Origin of the sequence: Xanthomonas campestris pv. asclepiadis, from assembly GCF_020784175.1 — a bacterium.
Classification (GTDB): Bacteria; Pseudomonadota; Gammaproteobacteria; order Xanthomonadales; family Xanthomonadaceae; genus Xanthomonas; species Xanthomonas campestris_D.
Window position 1 is genome coordinate 80,499 of record NZ_JAJGQM010000009.1, and the last position, 19,625, is coordinate 100,123.

Below are 19,625 nucleotides of genomic sequence, written 5' to 3' on the forward strand. Positions count from 1 at the left end.
GCTTACCGTCGCTGCCGGTTGCCGGTTGCCGGCGCCGCCGCCGCAACCGGCTTGCGATCGGGCTGGCCGATGACCTGCACCGCAGTGCCATCGCGCAGCGCCACCTTGCCGGCGGTGACCACCTGGTCGCCTTCCTTCAGGCCTTGCCGCACTTCCAGCCACGGGCCTTCGGCATAGCCGAGTTTCACCGGCACCCGGCTGGCCTTGCCGTTGCGCACCACGAATACCGCCGGCTCGCCATCGTCCAGCAGTGCCAGGCGCGGAATCACCAATGCGTCCTTGCGCTGGTCGTAATCGATGCGGATGCGCCCGAACATGCCCGGCTGCAGCGCTTCGGCGCCCTGGCCAAACGCACAGATCACCCGGAAGGTACCGCTGCCCGAATCCACCACCGGCGCGATGCGATCGACCTTGCCGATGAACTGCTGGCCGGGCAAGGCATCGGCCAGCAAGGTCACCGGCTGGCCGGATTTGAGCGTGGCCAATTCGCGCTCGGGCACGTTGAGCGTGGCTTCCAGCTGCGAGTCGTCGACGATGCGGAAGATCGGCGTATTGATCTGCACGAAGTTGCCGGTCTTGATCGAGCGCGAGGCGATCACCCCGGAAATCGGCGCCTGCACCGTGGTGTAGGACAGTTCCAGCGATGCCAGGCGGTGCTGCGCGCGGCTGTTTTCGACATCGAACTTGAGCTGGTCGACATCGGCGGCACTGACCAGTTGCTGCCCCACCAACTGGGTGGCACGACGATAACTGTTCTCCAGTTTGCGCAGCTGCGCTTCGCTCTGTGCCACCGCCAGATGCGCGCGGTCCGGGTCCAGGCGGACCAGGGCCTGGCCAGCGGCCACTTGCTGCCCCTCTTCCACCATCACCGCCAGTGCCACGCCGGAGGTCTTGGCCACCACCTGCGCTTCGGCACGCGGCTCCAGGGCGGCGGTGCCGGTATAGCTGGCCGCCACCGCACGGCGCGCGGCCTTGGCGATTTCCACCGGCACCGCGTCGACGCTCTTCTTTTCCTCGGCGGCCTTGGCCTCGCCATCTCCTGCCTTGCAACCGCCCAGCAACAGGCTCGTGGTGATCAACAATGCAGCGGCGCAGGTTCCGCTGCGACCGGGCAAAAAGGAGAGTGGCGACATCGTCGTGTCCTAGTGGATGCGTGAACAGGTGTTGTAGGCAAGTAGACCACCCGAACGATCATGTCGCCAATGCGCCAATGCGCCAATGCGCCAAAGGTCATGGTCTGTTCAAGTTCGCCTATTCACCCCGTTTGCGCGGGGCCAAATCGCAGGCATACTCGGACCGGTTCCGTCATGCCCCCACGTGCGGACGTTCAATCAGTCTTCCGGATACGAAACCATGCGCCCGCAGCCGCTCGCCGCTTGTCTCGCTCTGGTCGTCTTCCTGCCGTTTGGGGGCGCATCAGCGACACCATCAGTCCCGCCAGCCGCACCCGCCACGCCTGCGCCCGCCGCGGCAGTGGCCACATCCGCAGCGCCCACCGGCAACCCGTCCAACGGCCGCTTGCTGGCCTATACCTGTCAGGGTTGCCACGGCGTCACCGGCTACAAGAATGCCTATCCCAGTTATCGCGTGCCCAAGATCGGCGGCCAGTCCAGTCAGTATCTGACCCAGGCGCTGACCGAGTACCGCCAGGGCAAACGCAAGCATCCCACCATGCAAGCGCAGGCGCAGAGCTTTTCCGAGCAGGACATCGCCGACATCTCCGCCTACCTGTCCACCCTCAAATAAGCGCCCACATGCCGAACGCCCTGCACGCTCCGCGTCTAGCCATCGTCCTGGTCGCTGCCCTGATGGTGGCGGCCTGCTCCCAATCCCAGGTGGAGTCCACCGATCATTCCGCCGGCGATGCCGGCCACGCCAGCGGCGAACATGGCTCCGGTTCGTCCGCCGGGCTGCCGACCGGGCGCGCCCAGGCCGGCGACAAGCTGGCGCATGCGAAGGGCAAGGCCACCGGCCAGAGCTGCATCGATTGCCATGGCACCGACGGCAATGCTCCCATCGACCCCAGCTATCCCAAGCTCGGCGGACAGTACGGCGATTACCTTGCGCACGCCTTGCAGGCCTACCGCAGCGGCGATCGCCAGCACCCGCTGATGACCGCACAGGCCGCCGCGCTGAGCGATCAAGACATTGCCGACCTAGCCGCCTACTTCGGCGCACGGCAGACGCAGCTGCGCGACCTGCACGGCGTCAACTGAGTTACAGACGCACAGCGTGCCCGCGCACGCTGCGTCTCATGCGAAATGAAAAAGCACTTGCGCGAACATTAACAGGCCGCTATCATTTCGTTCTCAGTTTCGTGGGGCCATAGCTCAGCTGGGAGAGCGCCTGCATGGCATGCAGGAGGTCGGCGGTTCGATCCCGCCTGGCTCCACCACTCCTGACTTAGGCCGTCAGGGTGACAACTCAGGTTTTGATACGCGTCCCCATCGTCTAGAGGCCTAGGACACCACCCTTTCACGGTGGACACCGGGGTTCGAATCCCCGTGGGGACGCCAATCATCTGAAAGCCCCGGCACTGCCGGGGCTTTTTTTTGCGTGTTTTTTTGGCATCGCTCGTGTGCCGTTGATCTGCACGCGGCACGCCTGGTGGCATATCACCAAGCAGATATCGAAGATGCAACTAGTGCGTATTGCCGCATAGCGACCCGCCCTTTGCTTGACCTGCTGCTGGCAGCAGCGCAACTGCACGCATGGCGATGATCGCGATCACATGCTCATTGCAGCGCTGATCGATCACTTGCGCAAAGACTGTTGCACATGCCCAGCTGCGGATGTAACCACGGCCACTGCATTGCTGCGCTCAACGCGATCAGACAATCGCCTATACAGCGACTCCAGATCGATCAGTTGACGACCCACGATCGCATCCGGTTTCTAGGTATGCACGCGCCACGTTGAGCCATGCCACCGACGCATCCGTCGAGTACATCTTTTTTGCACATACCACTTCCCAAGCTGCATCGATGCCGCTATGATTGCCGGCTCGCAGCATCGTGGGGCCATAGCTCAGCTGGGAGAGCGCCTGCATGGCATGCAGGAGGTCGGCGGTTCGATCCCGCCTGGCTCCACCAATTTTCCGGACATAGGCCGTCTGGAATCTACAACCAGGTTTTGATACGCGTCCCCATCGTCTAGAGGCCTAGGACACCACCCTTTCACGGTGGACACCGGGGTTCGAATCCCCGTGGGGACGCCAATCATCTGAAAGCCTCGGCATTGCCGGGGCTTTTTTTGCCTAACATTCAGGGGCACCCTGCTTCACCGCATGCAATCGGTGGCGACACGATACGCATGCACCGTGTCACTCCATCAAAACTCTCAGCGCATACGCCGATTGACTATGGAACGTGCGCACCGATGACGCACCACCCTGCTTGCGAATCGAACAAATCCGCACAACGACAGATCAGGTCTGCCCGACATCCAGCGCCTTGCGGCCTTCGTGGGTGAGGTCGATATCGCCATCTTCGGCCTGTGTCGCATAGCCGGCGCGTACCGCCCAGTTGGCCTCTTCGTCGCTAACCGGCTTGGTGTCGTGGATGTCGCGCAAGATGCGCAGTTGCTGCGAAGAATCGAAATCCATGGGAAGCCACCTGCTTGAAAAGAGCTTTCCAAGGTACGCATCGCGCGTGATGGTTGCGTGCCTGCAGGCGCAAGGTGGCAGCCCAGCCTCATCTCGACCAAATTCTTCAGCAGCTGCGCAGCATTGATGCGGAGTGGCGGAACACGCCGCCATCATGTGACGAAGAAGGTGCGACGCTGTGCCAACTGCCGCACAACATCGGCACCACGTCGCTCCAGTCCTGACGGCAATGCTCAAGCGTGGCGATACAATCTTAGGCAGACATTCGCCCATCCCTGCACGGCCGTCGCGCCCCAAAAAGAAAAGCCCATCTGACGATCGCCAGAAGGGCTCTGCTTGTACTGCTACATCCTGGTGCCGAAGGTGGGACTCGAACCCACACGCTTTTAAGGGCGGCGGATTTTGAATCCGCTGCGTCTACCGATTCCGCCACTTCGGCGTGGCCGCGCAGTATAGCGACTTGTACATGAAACGAACAGTGTCAGAACGCGCCTGACGAATTCAGGTGCAAGCGGAGTCGTCAGCGCCGCGGAGAGGCAGTGTCGATATACTGGCCGACTTAGGTGAAGGAGTAAGCAATGTCGGTGTTGCGTGGAGTTCGGGTGCTGGTGGTCGAAAACGACCAGATGAATGCCATGCTGCTCGACTTGCAGCTCGTCCAGGCTGGTGCGGTCGTGCTGGGTCCGGTCGGAGAGGTTGCACAAGCGCTGGCGCTGATCAAGGCCGATGCGCCGGAGATCGCAGTGCTCGACTACCGTCTTGGCAATGGCGAGACCAGCGAGCCGGTCGCCCGACTGTTGTCGGAGCTTGGGATTCCGTTCGTGCTGGCCACCGGTGTTGCCAGTGGCACCATCCCCAGCGGTTTCGAACGCGGCGTGATCCTGACCAAGCCTTACTTGTCCGAAGAGCTGATCAGCGCGCTGTCCAGGGCACGGCAACTGAGCGGTGCCGACAGCTGAGCACGACCGTCCACCGGTATGTCGCCAACATGCGGCGCGGTCGATATTCGGCACCTTTCTGTCACCCATCACGTCCGCAGCCTGCACGCCTGCTGCGCTTAACGCAGACCGTTCGCCCTGCCGTGCCGGTTGCCGCAAACCCCTCGACCATGGCCCGCTTGCCACTAGAATCGTGCATCCAGGCATGATGGGCAGGTCACCCAATGGATATCGCCGCGTCGCCGTTTGCCGGTCTGTTGCCGGACACGTGCGAGATCGCCGGATTGTTGTCGTCGTCCGCATGCGCCGCCGATCCGCTGCTGCGCGACAGCCAGGCGCTGCGTACAACGCTCTCGGTGTGCCTGCATGCACAGGTTCCGATGCTGCTGGTCTGGGGCGACCAGTCGCGCTGCATCTATAACGATGCCTGCATCGCGTTGTTGGGCGAACGCCACCCGGCAGCATTCGGCCAGCCATTGGCGGAACTTGCAAGCACCACTGAAGCCGACCACCACAGTGCCGATGCGCATGCGGCATTGACACTGTCGACGTGGTCCTGCAGCCCGGTCCTGCATGCCGGCGAACGTCTGGGCACGTTGTATGTCGCCAGCACGCTGTCCCCGGCTGCAGGGCCGACGCGTAGCGAGGTCGAGCCCGTAGCAGTATCCACCGCGCTCGATCAGTCGCCGGCCTTCATGGCGGTGCTGCGTGGACCCGGCTACATCATCGAAAGCGCGAACCAACGTTTCCACGAGCTCGTCGGCCAGCGTCAGTTGATTGGCCGTCCCTTGCTCGAGGCGATGCCGGAAATCGCCGACCAGGGCTATCTCGAGCTGCTCGATGAGGTGCGACGCAGCGGCCGTCCCTTCATCGGCGAGTCGATGGCCGCCTATCTGCAGCGCACGCCCGGCAATGCACTTGATCAGACCTTCGTGGATTTCCTGTATCAGCCAATGCGTGAGCGCGATGGCCGCATCGACGCGATCCTGGTGCACGGATTCGATGTCACCCAGCAACGCAGCATGGCAAGTCGCGACAGTTTCCTGCTGATGCTCGAAGACGCGCTGCAAAACGTCTCCGATCCGCGGCAGATCATCGACACTAGTGTGCGATTGCTGGGCGAACATCTGCAGGTCAATCGCTGCGCGTTTGGCCTGGCAGCGGCCGACGGCAGGACCATGCACGTGATCAGCGACCATGTGCAGGACATGCCAAGCCTGCAGGGCGATTTTCCGCTGGAAGTGGCGCAAGGCCTGCGCGACGCCTTGCTGGAAAACCGCCCCTGGTTCACCACCGATGCGATGGCGCCCGGTGCGCCGGACTATGTGGCGCAGCAGTACCGTCGCTCCGGCCTGCGCGCGTCGCTGGCGATTCCGCTGCACAAACACGGCCGCCTGGTCGCGGCCATCGGCGTGCATCAGCGCGCACCGCGGCGCTGGCTGTCCACCGAGATCGAGCTGGTCCGCCTGGTTGCGGCGCGCTGCTGGGAATCCATGCAACGCGCCAAGGCGCAGCAGCAACTGGCCGCCAACGAGGCGCGGCTGCGCCGACTGGCCGACACGCTACCGCAGATCATCTTCATCGCCGACCCGGGAGGTCAGCCGCATTACTTCAATCGGCGCTGGTACGAATACACTGGCCTGGATCCTGCCGACAGCCAGGCTGCTGCGTGGCATCAGGCGCACACCGCCGATGGGCTGCAGCTGTCCGCGCAAGCCTGGGCGCTGGCCATCGAGGGCGAGCGCGCCTACGAAATGGAGTGCGAGCTGCAACGCCACGATGGCAAGACACGCTGGCATCTGGCGCGCGCCCTGCCCGTGCGCGGCGACGACGGCAGCATCAGCGAGTGGATCGGCACCTACACCGACATCCATGACCGCCGTGCGTTCGAGCAACAGCTGCGCGAAAGCGAAGTGCGCTTCCGCGCCTTGTGCGAGACGGTGCCGGCGATGATCTGGATGGCCGATGCGCAGGGCGACTGCGTGTACTGGAATCCGCGCTGGTACCACTTCACCGGGCAGGCCGAAGACCAGGCGATGAATCAGGGCTGGTGGGATGTGATGCATCCCGACGATGCGGCACGCGTGCGCTACGCGTTCGGGCAGGCGTTGGCGCAACGTGGCGAGTTCCTGGCCGAGTACCGGGTGCGTCGTCACGACGGGCAATACCGCTGGTGCATCGATACCGCGTCGCCGCACTTCGCCAGCGATGGGCGTTTTCTCGGCCACATCGGCTCGCTGACCGATATCTCCGAACGCAAGCACATCGAAGATGCCACCGCCTCCGACCGCGCCATCCTGAGCCTGATCACCACCGGCGCACCGCTGCCGGTGGTGCTGGACGCCATCGCATCGAGCGTGGAAGCGCGTGGCGAGACGACGTTGTATTGCGCGGTGATGGTGCTGGATGAGGTACGTAAAACGCTGAGCTTCGGTTCGGCGCCGCATTTCCCGATCGAGTACCGCGGGCATTTCGAAGCCTCGCCGATCGGGCCGGACGGGCCGCCCTGCGCGCGCTCTGCTTACCTCGGGCGGCAGGTGATCTGCGCGGACATCCAGGCGGACCCCAGCTTCAGCGACCATCATGCGGTTTCGGCGGCACTGGGCATCGTCGGCTGCTGCGTGACGCCCATCCTGGACAGCAACGGTCAGGTGCTGGGCACGCTCAACATCTACTACGACCGCGCGCACCTGCCCTCGCTGCGCGAGCAGGCGATGGCACGGTCTGCATCGCATCTGGCCGGCATCGTCATCGAGCGCACGCGCGTGGATGCCAAGCTCAAGCAATCACTGCAAGCCGAGACCGCCGCACGCAGCCAGGCCGAGCATGCCAGCCGGGTCAAGGACGAGTTTCTGGCCACGCTCAGCCACGAATTGCGCACTCCGCTCAATGCCATCCTGGGCTGGTCGCGGTTGATGCAGTCGGAGGTATTCGAGCCGGCCAATCTGGGCAAAGGCCTGATCATCATCGAACGCAGTGCGCGTGCACAGACGCAGATCATCGACGACTTGCTCGACATGAGCGCGATCCTGTCCGGCAAAATCCGCCTGCAGGCAGAGCACTTCGATATCGCAGGACTGATGCGCAGCACGGTGGAGTTGATGCAGCCGTCTGCGCTGGCGCGCGACATCATGCTGGAACTGGATGCGCCCGACGCAGGCGAACTGTGGTTCTTCGGCGATGCCGGGCGCCTGCAGCAGGTGCTGACCAATCTGCTCAGCAACGCACTCAAGTTCACCTCGCCCGGTGGCACGGTGCGGGTGGCGCTGGACATCGAGGACGAGCGGCTGCGGCTATGCGTGCAGGACACCGGCATCGGGATTGCGGCCGACTTCCTGCCGCACGTGTTCGACCGCTTTCGCCAAGCCGATGCAGGCACCACGCGCCGCGTGGGTGGGCTGGGGCTGGGCTTGTCGATCTCGCGTCAGTTGGTCGATCTGCACGGCGGCAGCCTGGGGGCATCCAGTGCGGGCGAAGGCAAGGGGTCGACCTTCACCATCGTGCTGCCGTTCCAGCACGGGGTCAGCGATCTGCGGCCGGCGTCGGCCGAGTCGCTGCAGGTCGGCCCGTTGCCGAGCGACTGCCTGGGACGCCTGGATGGGGTGCGCCTGCTGCTGGTCGACGACGACCAGGATTCGCGCGAGGCGGTGGTGCAGTTTCTGATGCTGGCCGGCGCGCAGGTGCAGGCCGCCGGCTCGGTGGAGGCGGCCGAACAATGCCTGGCAGAGGCACCCTTCGACGTGCTGGTCAGCGATATCGCCATGCCGGTACGCGATGGCTACGACTTGATCCGCACCGTGCGCTCCGGCCGCGCCGACCTGCCGCGGCACATCCCCGCGATCGCCCTCACCGCCTATGTGCGCGAAGAAGACCGCGACCGCGCAGTAGTCGCCGGATTCGATGCGCACATGGGCAAGCCGGTGGAGCCACCCGGCCTGGTCGATCTAATCGAACGCCTGATCTTGCCGACACGCGCGGTACGCAGCGAGGCGTGAGATCGCCTGGAAACGCAATAAAACAGCGTGGTCAACCAAGCGCTGCTTGCAGCACACACACCAACCATCTCGACCGGTCCTTGCCTGCCCACCGTCGCGGGACCTTACGCGGCATGGATGCCGCGTAAGAGCCTAAAAGGACGTACTTGCGGCGTGTCCTGCGAGGGTGGGCGGGCAAGGGCCTGCAGCCAAGCTGCAGATCAAGCGCTCTACAGCAGATCAAGCGTTTTACAACTAATCTATCTGCCCCGCCGCGTTGCCCAAAAGAGACATGCGGCTATTTCGAGCAGTAGCGTCGTTTAGGTGAAGACCATGCACAGCTCAAAAAGCTTCGGCAGTCGAGCGCGCGGTGCCCTCACCACTTGCGGGACACGCCGTGAATCCGTCCATGGAGGCTCCTCGGCGGCATCCATGCCGCCGAGGGTCCCGCAACCGGCAAGGACACCGCACCAGGAAGTTGGTCGGTGGTCGGTTGAAAAACCGCGTGTGGCGGTTGCGAGTTTTGCCTTGAGGCGCTGAAAAGTTTGTAGATTGCTTTGTCGAGCCGCTGCCTGTTGCTCAACTTGCGCTGGAAAGCCGATCGAACGCACGGTGATCCGACCAACGCACACCATGCTCTGCTTGCAACCAAACTCGCCGACCATCTTGACTGGTCCTTTCCCGCCTACCGTCGCGGGCCCTTGAGCGGCATGGATGCCGCGCCAGAGCCTACTTGGACGTACTTGCGGTGTGTCCCGCGATGGTGGGTGGGCAAGGGCCCTGCAGCAAGGTCTCAGATCAGCCGCTCCAAGCGCGATCCAATCCAAGCAATAGATCGGCCGCCTTGCGAACGGATCTACCTGCACTGCTCGGCCACACCAGCACAGCAGCCGAGCATGCAGAATCAGCTGCGCTTGGCGCGTGCGAACGCAGCGGCCAGCGCGTTGTCGGCCGGCGGTGCAGTGATGCGTGGCTTGTTGTTGCCCTGCGCCGGGCCACGTCCACCGCCACCGTCGCGCCTGCCCTGCCCCGGGCCGCCGCTGCCGCGTTGATCGCGCGATTGGGCTGCGCCATCGGCCGGTGGAGGCGTGTCGGACAGACGGCAGGTCAGTGCGATGCGTTTGCGCGCCACGTCCACTTCCAGCACCTTGACCTTGACGATGTCGCCGGCCTTGACCACATCGCGCGGATCCTTGACGAAGGTGTCCGACAACGCGGAAATGTGCACCAAGCCATCCTGGTGTACGCCGATATCGACGAACGCACCGAATGCGGCCACGTTGCTGACCACGCCTTCCAGCACCATGCCGGGCTTGAGGTGCTTGATGTCCTCGATGCCCTCGGCGAACTGCGCCGCCTTGAACTCGGGACGTGGGTCACGGCCGGGTTTTTCCAGCTCCTTGAGGATATCGCGCACGGTCGGTACACCGAACTGCTCGTCGGTGAACAGCTCCGGCTTGAGTCCGCGCAGAAAGCTGCCATCGCCCAGCAGAGCCTTGATCGGCTTGCCGGTGCTGCCGACGATACGCTCGACCACCGGATAGGCTTCCGGATGCACCGCCGACACATCCAGCGGCTCGTCGCCATCGGCAATGCGCAGGAAACCGGCGCATTGTTCGAAGGTCTTGTCGCCCAGACGCGGCACCTTGAGCAGGTCCTTGCGGCGCTTGAACGGGCCGTTGTCGTCGCGATGGCGCACGATGTTCTCTGCCACCGTGCTCGACAGCCCGGACACCCGCGACAGCAACGCCGCCGAAGCGGTATTGACGTACACGCCGACCGCGTTGACGCAGTCTTCCACGCGCGCTTCCAGCGCCTTGGCCAAGCGATACTGGTCCACGTCGTGCTGGTACTGGCCCACGCCGATCGCCTTGGGTTCGATCTTGACCAGCTCGGCCAGCGGGTCCTGCAGGCGCCGCGCGATCGACACCGCGCCGCGCAGCGACACGTCCAGATTGGGAAACTCCTTGGCCGCGAACTCGGATGCCGAATACACCGACGCCCCCGCTTCGCTGACCACGATCTTCTGCAGCTTGGTCGCCCCGCACTGCGCGATCGCCTCACCGGCGAGCTTGTCGGTTTCGCGGCTGGCCGTGCCGTTGCCGATCGCGATCAGCTCCACGTTGTGCTGCAGGCACAGCTTCTTGATCGTCTGCAGCGACTGGTCCCATTGCCGCTTGGGCTCATGCGGATAGATCGTCTCGGTGGCCACCAGCTTGCCGGTGGCATCGACCACGGCGATCTTGCAGCCGGTACGGATACCGGGGTCCAGCCCCAGCACCACGCGCGGACCGGCCGGCGCGGCCAGCATCAGGTCCTTGAGATTGTCGCCGAACACGGCGATCGCTTCGGCCTCGGCCTTTTCGCGCGCCTGGTTGAACAGGTCCAGCAGCAGATGCATGTGCAGCTTGGCGCGCCAGGTCAGCCGGCAGGCATCCAGCAACCAGCGGTCGGCCGGGCGGTTCTGGTTGGAGATGCCGGCATTGCGCGCCACACGCCCCTCGGCGTACTGGTGGCCGGCCTCGGCATCGCTGCCCGGCTCCAGATCCAGGTACAGGAATTCCTCACGGCGCGCGCGAAACAGCGCCAACAGGCGGTGCGAGGGAATCTTGGACAGCGATTCAGCATGATCGAAGTAATCGCGGTACTTGGCGCCGGCCTCTTCCTTGCCCTCGGCAACGCGCGCGCGGATCACGCCGTTGTCGTTCAACCAACTGCGCAGCTCGCCCACCAGGGCGGCATCTTCGCCCCAGCGCTCCATCAGGATCGCGCGCGCGCCTTCCAGCGCCGCCTTGATATCGGCCACGCCTTTTTCTGCATCGATGAACGCCGCAGCGGCGACTTCCGGCGCCTGGTTCGGGTCGGCCAGCAGGCCGTCGGCCAGCGGTTCCAGGCCGGCTTCGCGCGCAATCTGGGCGCGGGTGCGGCGCTTGGGTTTGTAAGGCAGGTACAGATCTTCCAGCCGCGACTTAGTGTCGGCCGCCACGATCTCACCGCGCAGTTCGTCGCTGAGCTTACCCTGCTCGCCGATGCTGGACAGGATCGCCGCGCGTCGCTCTTCCAGCTCGCGCAGATAGGTCAGGCGGGTTTCCAGATTGCGTAGCTGGGTATCGTCCAGCCCGCCGGTGACTTCCTTGCGGTAGCGGGCGATGAACGGAACGCTGGCGCCTTCGTCGAGCAGGGCGATGGCGGCGCGCGCCTGGGCGGGTTGGGCACCGATCTCGTCGGCGATGGTGCGAGCGATCTGCTGGGCAAGCTGGCTATCGTGCATGGCGGCGCGGCCGGAGCCGCTTCACTGAAAAAAGCATTTTCGCAGTGCTGGCCCGCCGCGGGAACCCGTTGACAGGATCGCCGTAAACCTATGCCGACGCATGTTGGAACGGCCAACAAGACGTACCAGGCGGTGGTTGGGTTGGCGTGGGTGGCGCGGAGGACCCGGTGTGTACAAGCGCCTGCCGATTCCGAGCACCGGCTGCGTCCGCCTGGCGGCTCGCGCAGTAAAGGTGAGCCGCTCTTAGCTGGCCCGACCTGCGTAATGGGTGGCCGCGCGCTCGACCAGGATGCTTTCGTGCAGCGACTCCAGCGCCATCACGCGGATCTTGCCGACATCCTTCAGCGGTACCATGCGCTCGACATAGATCTCCGGCCCTGCGTCGGTCATCGCACGCGACTTGCTGAACCCGTAAGGCACAACACCCTTGTCGCCATCTTTGCTGCCACCGACGTACAGAACGATCGACATGCCCACACCCTCGTTAACAACTGTGACTACGTTAGTGGCGCGAGCATAACGACCGTGCCGTGAGGAGCTTTCCACGCACGTTAACGCCGGCTGTTTGCGGTTTGGTGACGGCTGGACCCGGGCCCCTGTCTGCACGAGCGCTTCACCCCGCTTGCCCGTCCAATTGCGCTCCGCCCGCATGTACGACATCGCATGGACCTCAAAAGTGGCTACCCGTTCTGGTCGATCCGCAACGGTTTGATGCGCGCCTATCCGCGTCTGGAGCAGGACATCCATTGCGAGGTCGCCATCGTCGGTGGCGGTGTCACCGCCGCCCTGATCGCGCACGAACTGCTCAAGCACGGGCACGAGGTGGTGGTGGTCGAGCAGCGCGAGATCGGCTGGGGCAGTACGTCGGCCAGCACCGCCTTGCTGCAGTACGAAATCGATACGCCGATGATCGCGCTGGCCAGACAACACGGCATGCCGGCCGCCGCGCTGGCGTATGGGGCATGCGCGCAGGCCATCCTCGACCTGCAAGGCCTTTGCAATACGCTGGGCGGCTGTGACTTCACTCGGCAGGACAGTCTTTACTATGCGAGCCGGTCACGGGATCTCAGCGACCTGCAAAGCGAACTGGACATGCGCAAAACCCACACGCTTCCGGTCGAATGGATCGAGCGCGCGCCGTTGTGGCACAACTACGGAGTGCGCTCGGAGGGTGCGATCCTCAGCCGCCTGGCCGCCAGCGTCGACCCGTACCGGCTGTGCTACCGCCTGTTTGCAGAAGGCGAGCAATATGGCGCGCGTATCTACGACCGCACCACGATCGCCACCATCACACCCCACGATCAGCATGTTGAGTTGCGCACCCAGGATGGGGTCACGCTGCGCGCCAGGCACGTCATCATGGCCGCGGGCTATGGAAACCAGCAGTGGCTGTCGCAGCGCGTGGCACGCAACCGCAGCAGCTACGCATTCGTGACCGATCCCCTGCACGACAGCGACATGGGTGCGCTCAAGCACACCATGATGTGGGAAACCGCGCGTCCCTATCTCTACCTGCGCAGCACACCGGATGGACGCGTGGTGGCCGGCGGCGAAGACGACAGCGTCGATCTCCCCGCGCGTCGCGATGCGCGTGTCATGCGCAAGCTGAAGACGCTGCTGAAGAAGATCCAGCAGACGATGCCGGATGTGAGCCTGTGCCCGGTGTTCGCCTGGGGCGGCACCTTCGCCGAAACCGCCGATGGACTACCGTTCTTCGGCACCCATCCCGAACATGGGCCACGGGTGTCGTTCGCCATGGCCTATGGCGGCAACGGCATCACCTATAGCGCCATCGGCGCAGGCTTATTGCGCGCGCAACTGGAAGGCAGGCCTCACCCGTTGTCGGAACTGTTTAGTTTCTCGCGCTTGCGCTGAGAGCCCCACGGCCACCAGCCGTGCCCGTGCAGCGCATACGCGTCGGCGGCCCGTTCCAGCGGATTGCGAACGTGGATGCCGCCGCACAGGAAATACACCGGCAGGAACAGCGGGCCGAGCAGCATGTACTGATAGACATGGGCCCGCTCGTGATCGCCCAGGCGCACCGGCGGGTGCTGGCAACGGCCGGCGGCATGCGCATACGTGCTGCACTGCAGATCCAGCGAGGCGCCCTTGAGCAGGATCACATTGCCCAGCGTCATCGCCCCGCCCGGCCCCCATGGCCAAGCATGGAACACCACGGCCAGTTCCTCACCGGACCAGCGCGGACGCGCACCAAAGCAACTTCCCGTGGCACCGATCGCCAGACCGAGCAAGGTATTGGGCAGCGTCCATAGCGCGCCCAGCACATGCACCGCGGACCACCCGTGCCGGGCGGGCGTCAGTCGGCCTGGTTGGGGATCAGCAGCCACAGGATCAGATAGACCAGGATGCCGGGAAACGCGGCCGAGGCGATCGACACGATCACGAACAACACGCGCAGCAGCGTTGAGCTCCAGCCGAACCGGCGTGCGATGCCGCCGACGACGCCGGCGATCATGCGATCGTTGAGGGAACGGGACAATGCGGTGGTCGTGGCCATGGAATGCTCCTTCGAACGTGGTGCCCATTCTAGAAAGCGCAGCGACAGTACTTCGTGATGGCTGCGGCGTCTGGCCGCATGCAGCGATAAGCGCCCGCAGCGTATTTGCAAATCCAGTTACGCGTTTCCGCCACGCTCCTGCAACCAACGGTGGATCGCCACCGGCACCTCGCGCTGCGCGCGTCCGGAGACGTAGATCCCGATATGCCCGCCACGGAAGCTCAGCTCGGTGTAATCGTCGCTGCCGACCAGGCCGCGCAATGCACGCGAGGCGTCGGGCGGCACCAGATGATCGTGCTCGGCATAGATGTTGAGCACCGGCATGTCCACCGCCTGTAGATCGACCGCCTCCCCGCCGATGCGCACCTGCCCGGTCACCAGGCCATTGCGCTGGTAGAACTGGGTGACGAACTCGCGGAAGGCCTCGCCGGCCAGATCGGGCGAATCAAAAATCCACTTTTCCATGCGCAGGAAATCTTCCAGCGCCTGCTTGTCGTCGAGGATGTCGAGCAAGCCAACGTATTTCTGCAGATTCAGCCGGAACGGCTTGAGCATCAGGTAACTGGCGTTCATCAGATCCGCCGGCACGTTGCCCATGGTGTCCACGAACAGATCCACATCGACCATGCGCGCCCAGTTGGAGAGCATGTTGTCGGGGGTATGGAAATCCACCGGTGTGACCATGGTGATGAGGTTGCGCACCTTCGACCGCTGCAGGGCGGCATAGCACAGCGCAAACGTGCCGCCCTGGCAGATGCCAAGCACATCGACCGCCTCCAGCCCCGACTGCGCGCGCAGGTGGTCCACCGCGCCATCGATGTAACGCAGCAGATAGTCCTCCAGCGTGAGGTAACGCTCGGAGCGGTCCGGGTAGCCCCAATCCAGCACGTAGACATCCTGGCCGTGGCCCAGCAGGCCCTTGACCAACGAGCGGTCGGCCTGCAAATCGACCATGTAGGGGCGGTTGACCAGCGCGTAGACGATCAGCAGCGGCGTCCTGGCCACCGGCGCCTGCTCGCCGACAAAGCGGTACAGCACCACCTTGCCATCGCGCCAGATTTCCTCGCGCTCGGTCACGCCGTAATCCACGTCTTCCACGCCGGGCAGCAACTTGAGCCCCTCGCGCAGCTTGCGCTGCATCGACAGGGTTTCCTGCATCAGGTCTTCGGCGCTGAATCCCAACGGGCCTTTCATGCCTGCGCTCCACGTGGCTTGCGTGCGGCCGGCGTGCCAGGAGATGTGCCGGCGGACTTGGAGGCGTTTTTCGACGCCTTCGTGGTTTTGGCTGGAGCGGTCTTCGCCGTCGATTTCTTGGCGGACGTCGTCGCAGCTGGCGGCTTGGGCACAGCGTCCGCCTTGGCTGCCGGCGCGCGTGGGGCTTTGGCCGGTCCGGCCGGATCAGCCGGCGACGCCGCAGCAGGCTTGCTGCCCGGGCCGGTGGCAGTGCGCAGCATGCGCCGCACCGCACGTTCCAGCTCGGCGATGCGGCGGTGCGCGGCGTCCATCTCCGAACGCGTGGGCATCCCGAAACGTTCGCTCAACTGCTCCACCTCTTCCTGCAGCGCGGCGCGCAAGCGCATATGCGCATTGGCAAAGCCGCCATACACCTCGCGAAACTGATCGGACAAGGCGACGTCGGCATACGACTCTTCGGCAGCTTCGATCCATAGATCGAACAAGGCACGCGCGCTGGTCAGCTGACTGCCGCTGCTTTCGTGCTCGCCTAGCTTGGAGGCAAACCGCCCGAACGCCTGCTCGATGGCCGACTTGAGTTGTTCGCCATAGGCCTGCGATTGCGCCTGGTATTCCTGCTGCGCACGGGCCAGCGTCTGCAGGCGCGCCTGGTGATTGCGGTTCAGGCCGAACGCCGGCATGTCCAGCCACGGCGCGTTTTCCTCCCGCCACTTCGCCAGGGCCTGCGCGGCGTCCTGCAGCCACGGGTCGAAGCCGCCCGGGCTGCCGCCGCGCAGCGAGCCCAGCGTCCACTGCATCAGCTGCTCGCCCTGCCCTTGCACGGCACGTCGCCAGGCCTCGGAGACTTCGTTGGCCGAGGTGTCGCGCCCGGCAAACTGCGCGGCCACCTGCTGCATGGTGCCGAACCAGTCGCCGGCCTGATGACGGAAGCGGTCGATCGCCTCCTGCGCCTGCGGTGCAGCCTGGGTGGGCAGCAGTTGCGACCACCAGTCCATCGCCTTGCGCCAATCCTGCGGTGCGTCGGAGGCCTGCCCCTTCCCGGGAACGGCACCGGGCTGCCCAGCGGCACCGGCCTGGCCGTGGCGCATGGCATCTCCCCAGGCGCTCCAGTACTGGCGCGCCTTGTCTTCGAAGTTGCCGTTGTCCGAACCGCTGGTTGCCATGATCCCTTCCCGTGACTGTCCACCAGCCATCCTACCGCGTGTGCCCGGCTGTACCGGTCAGGGTTTGGGGATACGCAAAGTCTTGCTGATCATCAGCGAGCCGGACACCGCAAACAGCAGCACCAACGGGTGGAACTGCCACGGCCCGAGCTGCCACTGGCCCCACCACAAGGTCTGGCCGATATGGCCACTGCTGGCGGCCACTGCCAGCAGGATCACCAGCAGCAGGCTGGTGGGAATCGGGGTGCCTTCGAAGTACGGCACCTTGTCGGCCTCGCCGGCGATCTCTTCGGCGGTCACGTTGTAGCGCGCAAGCCGGCTCACGCCGCAGCAGACGAAATAGCTCAGCACCAGCCAATCCCAGCCGCCGCGCATGCCGCAGGCATAGCCCAGTGCCGCCGGCGCCACCCCGAACGAGATCACGTCAGCCAGTGAATCCAGCTCGCGGCCCAGCGTCGAGGACGCCTTGCGCCAGCGCGCCACGTGCCCGTCCAGCGCATCGAACACGAACGCCAGCGGGATCAGCGCCATGCCCAGCAGCAGGTCGCCGCGATGGCCTTCCTGCAGGAAGCGCATCGACGCAAACACCGCGCCGGTGCCGCAGAAGGCGTTGGCCAGGGTGAACCAGTCCGCAAGTTGGAAATCGCGCAGCATCGAGAAATGGCGTTTCATGCGGAACCTGAGAAGTGCAAGGCGCAAAGGGTAACGCGCGCACGCCATGCAGGCGACCGTTTCGCGCTATCGGATAGTCTGGCGACCGACGCGGCCGGTCCGGCCGGGCACGATCAACGACGAGGACAGCATGAAGCACAGCATCCTGATTACCGGCGCAGGCAGCGGCATCGGCGCCGGTATCGCCACCGAGCTGGCCGCCGGCGGCCATCATCTGATCGTCAGCGATATGGATCTGGCGGCGGCCGAACGCACGGCGCAGGGCCTGCGCGAGACGGGCGGCTCGGCCGAAGCCCTGGCGCTGGATGTCACCGATGACCACAGCATCGCGCAGGCATTGGCACGCACAACCCGTGCGCCGCAGGTCTTGGTCAACAACGCCGGGCTGCAGCAGGTGTCGGCGCTGGAAGACTTCCCGATGCAGCGCTGGGCCTTGCTGGTGGATGTGATGCTGACCGGTGCCGCCCGGCTCAGCCGCGCAGTCCTGCCCGGCATGCGTGCGGCCGGCTACGGGCGCATCGTCAACATCGGCAGCATCCACTCGCTGGTCGCCAGCCCTTACAAGAGTGCGTATGTCGCCGCCAAGCACGGCCTGGTTGGCCTGGCCAAGGTCATCGCACTGGAAACCGCCGACTGCGACATCACCGTCAACACGCTGTGCCCGAGTTATGTGCGCACCCCGCTGGTGGAGCGCCAGATCGCCGACCAGGCGCGCACGCGCGGCATCGCCGAAGAGGCGGTGATCCGCGATGTGATGCTCAAGCCGATGCCCAAGGGCGCCTTTATCGACTATGACGAACTGGCCGGCACAGTCGCCTTCCTGATGTCGCATGCCGCGCGCAACATCACCGGGCAGGCGATCGCCATCGATGGCGGCTGGACTGCGCAGTGAGCGCGGCTGGCGAAAATTTCACCAGTCGGGGTGATCGCCCTGCGCCGCAAGACGCGCGCAGAGTTGTCCACAGACTTGCGCAGGATTCATCCACAGCGGGTGTGGAGAAGTGCGTCGAGCCGGAATGCCGGTGGCATGCCAGCGCGTCGCACAGCGCTGGCTTGCGCTTGCGCTCGCTATCCTTGTCTCACGTGTATTGCCGTCACTAGACCAAACTATGCGGTCTAGTGGAGACCAGAAACAGCGCGCAGCCGGTGCAAGACACCAGCGATGGTCAGCCGGCAACAGCGGCCGCGCTCGCCTGGGCGGCTGCGCACTCCCTCAATCCCCGCTCAGATGCGCGAATACGTCCACGACTGCATGCGCCCGTCGCGATACGGCATCACGCCATGGAACGGACGCGGGTCGCCATCGAAGACCAGCGGCAGGAAATTGCGGTCGCCTTCCCACATCGGTACCTGGTCCATGCGGTCGATCCTCACCCATTCCAGCGTGCCTTCCGGGTTGGAGGCCTGCGGCTCGCCTTCGAAGCTGCGGATCAGGAATACGAAGCCCAGCCAGTCCTCGCCGTGCTTGCCGAAGCCCGGCCAGCTGATGGTGCCGCGCAGCTGCATGTCGCCGCACTCCACGCCGGCCTCTTCGCGGATCTCGCGGCGCATGCCGGCCAGTACGTCTTCGTCCGGCTCCACCTTGCCGCCGAGCCCGTTGTATTTGCCCAGGTGCTGATCGCCGGGGCGGGCATTGCGATGGATCATCAACACCTGTGTGCCGTCGGGCGACAACAGGTAGCCGAGCGTGGCGACGGTGGGGGTATAAGGCATGGCGGGCGAGCTAGAATCGAGCGCATCAGTATGACCGATGCTGCCCAACCAGCGTGGCACAGAGGCTCAGCCGGCCGCGGCCTGCGCACCGGGGCGCGGTGGCGCGACGTAATCGGTATCCAGCCGCAAAGTAGCCACGCCATGGCCGCGCTCGGCCAGATAGTCCAGCCACTTGCCCAGGAAGGTGTTCATGCGCATGCGGTGGCTGATCAGCTCGGCCGGCGGCGGGAACATACCCATCACGTCCTGCCAGCGACGGCCGACGTAGCAATGGGTGGTCTCGGCCTGGCGGGCATCGCGGTACAGCCGCACATAGGCCGACGGGTCCGGCTCACCGGTCACCGGGTCGCACAGATCGTAGGTCAGCCGCAGCTCGACCGTGTAGCGGTGACATTCGATCACGTCCAGACGCAGGTCCAGGCCATCGCCGATCGACGACACGTAGGAGCCTGGAGCGAGGTCAGCCGGCGCGAACAACCGGGTCAGGTGCTGAAAGTTTTCTGCGTACAAGCCCATCAGCCAGCCGAACCGGCTCAACTTGGGGATGCGTTCGAGTTTACTGAGTGCTTGCGCCATGA

Annotated in this window: 17 protein-coding genes, 5 tRNA genes and 2 pseudogenes; 11 read left to right on the forward strand and 13 right to left on the reverse strand. The window is 64.8% G+C overall.

What is annotated here, in order from left to right:
* Nucleotides 1-2 precede the first annotated feature (2 nt).
* On the reverse strand, nucleotides 3-1,133 hold the full coding sequence (locus tag LL972_RS06730; RefSeq protein ID WP_228326919.1) for an efflux RND transporter periplasmic adaptor subunit: 1,131 nt from the start codon (nucleotides 1,131-1,133) through the stop codon (nucleotides 3-5).
* A 220-nt stretch (nucleotides 1,134-1,353) separates the two neighbouring features.
* On the opposite strand from LL972_RS06730, the gene LL972_RS06735 reads away from it, so the two are divergent.
* The 6 genes from LL972_RS06735 (at nucleotide 1,354) to LL972_RS06760 (ending at nucleotide 3,217) form a co-directional block, all read left to right on the forward strand.
* Entirely contained in the window at nucleotides 1,354-1,746 is a 393-nt protein-coding gene (locus tag LL972_RS06735) for a c-type cytochrome (protein WP_228326920.1), read from the forward strand.
* Nucleotides 1,747-1,754: 8 nt separating this feature from the next.
* Nucleotides 1,755-2,216 (forward strand): c-type cytochrome, encoded by a 462-nt coding sequence (locus LL972_RS06740; RefSeq protein ID WP_228326921.1) that lies wholly within the window; start codon nucleotides 1,755-1,757, stop codon nucleotides 2,214-2,216.
* Between the two features lie 103 nt (nucleotides 2,217-2,319).
* Nucleotides 2,320-2,395 (forward strand) — tRNA-Ala (locus tag LL972_RS06745).
* A gap of 45 nt (nucleotides 2,396-2,440) precedes the next feature.
* Nucleotides 2,441-2,516, forward strand: a tRNA-Glu gene (locus LL972_RS06750).
* Between the two features lie 500 nt (nucleotides 2,517-3,016).
* Nucleotides 3,017-3,092 (forward strand) — tRNA-Ala (locus LL972_RS06755).
* Between the two features lie 49 nt (nucleotides 3,093-3,141).
* A tRNA-Glu gene (locus LL972_RS06760) sits at nucleotides 3,142-3,217 on the forward strand.
* A 210-nt stretch (nucleotides 3,218-3,427) separates the two neighbouring features.
* Here LL972_RS06760 and LL972_RS06765 read toward each other — a convergent pair.
* Nucleotides 3,428-3,604 carry a hypothetical protein gene (locus LL972_RS06765; protein ID WP_228326922.1) on the reverse strand — a complete coding sequence of 59 codons (177 nt, stop codon included), beginning with the start codon at nucleotides 3,602-3,604 and terminating at the stop codon, nucleotides 3,428-3,430.
* 352 nt (nucleotides 3,605-3,956) lie between these two features.
* Nucleotides 3,957-4,043: transfer RNA gene (locus LL972_RS06770), tRNA-Leu, on the reverse strand.
* 139 nt (nucleotides 4,044-4,182) lie between these two features.
* On the opposite strand from LL972_RS06770, the gene LL972_RS06775 reads away from it, so the two are divergent.
* The 3 genes and pseudogenes from LL972_RS06775 to LL972_RS06780 form a co-directional block, all read left to right on the forward strand.
* Nucleotides 4,183-4,563: a response regulator gene (locus tag LL972_RS06775; RefSeq protein ID WP_228326923.1), complete on the forward strand. Its 381-nt coding sequence runs from the start codon at nucleotides 4,183-4,185 to the stop codon at nucleotides 4,561-4,563.
* 359 nt (nucleotides 4,564-4,922) lie between these two features.
* Nucleotides 4,923-5,549, forward strand: a pseudogene (locus LL972_RS21790) (PAS domain-containing protein); the annotation flags it as partial.
* 6 nt (nucleotides 5,550-5,555) lie between these two features.
* Nucleotides 5,556-8,537 (forward strand): annotated as a pseudogene (locus LL972_RS06780) (PAS domain S-box protein); the annotation flags it as partial.
* A 299-nt stretch (nucleotides 8,538-8,836) separates the two neighbouring features.
* On the opposite strand, the gene LL972_RS06785 reads toward LL972_RS06780, so the two are convergent.
* The 3 genes from LL972_RS06785 to LL972_RS06795 form a co-directional block, all read right to left on the reverse strand.
* Nucleotides 8,837-9,181, reverse strand: a complete 345-nt coding sequence (locus tag LL972_RS06785; protein ID WP_228326925.1) for a hypothetical protein — start codon at nucleotides 9,179-9,181, stop codon at nucleotides 8,837-8,839.
* Between the two features lie 239 nt (nucleotides 9,182-9,420).
* The gene (locus LL972_RS06790; RefSeq protein ID WP_228326926.1) at nucleotides 9,421-11,787 is read right to left on the reverse strand and encodes a Tex family protein; all 2,367 of its coding nucleotides are present in this window, start codon (nucleotides 11,785-11,787) and stop codon (nucleotides 9,421-9,423) included.
* A gap of 243 nt (nucleotides 11,788-12,030) precedes the next feature.
* Nucleotides 12,031-12,258: a hypothetical protein gene (locus LL972_RS06795; RefSeq protein ID WP_016904406.1), complete on the reverse strand. Its 228-nt coding sequence runs from the start codon at nucleotides 12,256-12,258 to the stop codon at nucleotides 12,031-12,033.
* Nucleotides 12,259-12,450: 192 nt separating this feature from the next.
* Between LL972_RS06795 and LL972_RS06800 the strand changes: the two genes are divergently transcribed.
* On the forward strand, nucleotides 12,451-13,662 hold the full coding sequence (locus tag LL972_RS06800) for an NAD(P)/FAD-dependent oxidoreductase (protein WP_228326927.1): 1,212 nt from the start codon (nucleotides 12,451-12,453) through the stop codon (nucleotides 13,660-13,662).
* On the opposite strand, the gene LL972_RS06805 is transcribed toward LL972_RS06800, so the two are convergent.
* The 5 genes from LL972_RS06805 to LL972_RS06825 form a co-directional block, all read right to left on the reverse strand.
* On the reverse strand, nucleotides 13,620-14,108 hold the full coding sequence (locus LL972_RS06805; RefSeq protein WP_266104526.1) for a hypothetical protein: 489 nt from the start codon (nucleotides 14,106-14,108) through the stop codon (nucleotides 13,620-13,622). The genes LL972_RS06800 and LL972_RS06805 overlap by 43 nt on opposite strands.
* On the reverse strand, nucleotides 14,105-14,305 hold the full coding sequence (locus tag LL972_RS06810; protein WP_016904409.1) for a PspC domain-containing protein: 201 nt from the start codon (nucleotides 14,303-14,305) through the stop codon (nucleotides 14,105-14,107). The genes LL972_RS06805 and LL972_RS06810 overlap by 4 nt, the downstream gene beginning before the upstream one ends.
* A 117-nt stretch (nucleotides 14,306-14,422) precedes the next feature.
* Nucleotides 14,423-15,499, reverse strand: a complete 1,077-nt coding sequence (locus tag LL972_RS06815; protein ID WP_228326929.1) for a class III poly(R)-hydroxyalkanoic acid synthase subunit PhaC — start codon at nucleotides 15,497-15,499, stop codon at nucleotides 14,423-14,425.
* Complete coding sequence (gene phaE / locus LL972_RS06820; protein ID WP_228326944.1) at nucleotides 15,496-16,665, reverse strand: class III poly(R)-hydroxyalkanoic acid synthase subunit PhaE; 1,170 nt, start codon at nucleotides 16,663-16,665, stop codon at nucleotides 15,496-15,498. The genes LL972_RS06815 and phaE overlap by 4 nt, the downstream gene beginning before the upstream one ends.
* A gap of 54 nt (nucleotides 16,666-16,719) precedes the next feature.
* The gene (locus LL972_RS06825; protein WP_180497015.1) at nucleotides 16,720-17,382 is read right to left on the reverse strand and encodes a CDP-alcohol phosphatidyltransferase family protein; all 663 of its coding nucleotides are present in this window, start codon (nucleotides 17,380-17,382) and stop codon (nucleotides 16,720-16,722) included.
* Nucleotides 17,383-17,464: 82 nt separating this feature from the next.
* Here LL972_RS06825 and LL972_RS06830 point away from each other — a divergent pair, with 82 nt between their 5' ends.
* On the forward strand, nucleotides 17,465-18,226 hold the full coding sequence (locus LL972_RS06830; protein ID WP_228326930.1) for a 3-hydroxybutyrate dehydrogenase: 762 nt from the start codon (nucleotides 17,465-17,467) through the stop codon (nucleotides 18,224-18,226).
* 332 nt (nucleotides 18,227-18,558) lie between these two features.
* On the opposite strand, the gene LL972_RS06835 is transcribed toward LL972_RS06830, so the two are convergent.
* Nucleotides 18,559-19,047, reverse strand: a complete 489-nt coding sequence (locus LL972_RS06835; RefSeq protein WP_228326931.1) for an NUDIX hydrolase — start codon at nucleotides 19,045-19,047, stop codon at nucleotides 18,559-18,561.
* 66 nt (nucleotides 19,048-19,113) lie between these two features.
* Nucleotides 19,114-19,623: a DUF1249 domain-containing protein gene (locus tag LL972_RS06840; RefSeq protein WP_228326932.1), complete on the reverse strand. Its 510-nt coding sequence runs from the start codon at nucleotides 19,621-19,623 to the stop codon at nucleotides 19,114-19,116.
* Between the last annotated feature and the right edge of the window lie 2 nt (nucleotides 19,624-19,625).